We start from the raw sequence: 1,625 nt of genomic DNA, 5'->3' as shown, positions 1-1,625 counted from the left end.
CCATTGCTGAAGACATAGAAGATCTTCGTGTAAGTATCGGCGTAGATCAATGGAATATTCAGGGTGGTTCTTATGGGACTCGATATGGACAAGGCATGATACGAAAATTTCCAAATACTGTAAGAAGTGCGGTGTTTTTAGGATTGGTACCGACTGTTAGAAATTATCAAGATGATAACTTAAGATCCTTTTCCAAATCACTACAGTTGGTCCTTAAAAAATGTGCAGACGACCCTGAATGTGCTAGTAAATACCCTGACCTTGAAAATAAATTATTCAGCGCTTTAGAATATTATAATAAGAACCCGTTGGTTATTCCTTCCAGTGAGCAGAAGTTAGTCAACAATCAGGATGTTATTATTAATGGTGATGTGATTATTTCGGGACTTTTTCTTCTGTCCTATGGGCCCGTTGGTATTGAAATTATACCAAAATTTATCCAGGCAGGAGCCGACAGGAAAGAATGGGTGATCAAGAATTTTGCCAACTCAATTGGAGATCAATTTGCGGGAAATCAAGACATGAACTTTTATATAAGAGCCAATGATAACCCAGATTACGGCTTAAGTCCTGAAGTTGATAATTACGATGAATTCACTAAAAAACTAATGCCTTATATGGTGTCTCCAGGTTTAATATCTACGAAAGAGATGGCTGAGATATCGGGAATTAAGTTAGATACAACTCAGGAGGTTCCTATACCATCAGAGATTCCGGTACTTTTATCTACCGGGGTTTTCGATCCGGTAACGCCTACAGAGAATACAGTGGTCGCATCACAGTACCTGACAAACTCCGTTGTATTAGCCTTTCCGGAAGAAGGTCACTGGTCAAAAGGAAATCAATGTTACAGCGATGTCCTGACAGCATTTTATAAGAACCCTGAAGAACCGGTCAATGCTGAGGCATGTTTAGACCAGGGTATTCCTATCGTATTTGTTTCAGATATAACTGATAATAAGGGAATTACTCAAGTTGGCAGTAAGATCCTTATGGGAAAGCAAAATCAGGTTTATATCCCCTTAGGAATAGCCCTTTTGTTAGTTTTAATTTCATTCCTTGGCTTACCGATTTATGCACTGGTAAGATTTATTAAGAGAAGAAAAAATAAGGAATTAAAAAAAGAAAGGTTTAATTGGTTACCATGGATTATGACGCTTCTCGTGTTTGTTTTTGTAGCTTTATTGTATATGGCCATTATGGCAAGTATGGAAAGAAATATGTATATCCTTGGATTTGGACTCTTATCTTCCTGGGTATGGATTTTTTGGATATTGAGTATTGTATTAATTCTATTGATCTATACTTTTATAAGAAGGAAAAGTATCATTGGTGAGACAAATAAATTCAGTAAAGCTTTATCCATAATCGGTTGGTTTGGTTCCTTGTTTTTTGTTTGCCTTTTGATGTATTGGAATGTGCTTTGGCCTTTTTCGAGTTAATCTATTTTTCAATACCCATTTTTTTTCAGCTCTATTCTTTCAATTCAATTTTACTAATGCTACAATAAATCATTACATCATTATCCAAAACTCGAGTTAATTATTTTCCTACCTTTCGAGAAACCACAAACCAATGATAAAATTCTTTAGAAAAATTAGACAAAACTTGCTTATCAAAAACAA

The 1,625-nt window shown here is 35.5% G+C and carries 1 protein-coding gene; it reads left to right on the top strand.

The window, feature by feature from the left end; translation table 11 throughout:
- Positions 1-1,442, top strand: a 1,442-nt coding sequence (locus ACZFYI_RS20160) for an alpha/beta hydrolase (protein WP_462525913.1), incomplete at its 5' end; no start/stop codon positions are given.
- Between the last annotated feature and the right edge of the window lie 183 nt (positions 1,443-1,625).

It is taken from the genome of Aquiflexum sp., from assembly GCF_977115555.1.
This window is presented reverse-complemented; position numbering and strand designations above follow the sequence as displayed.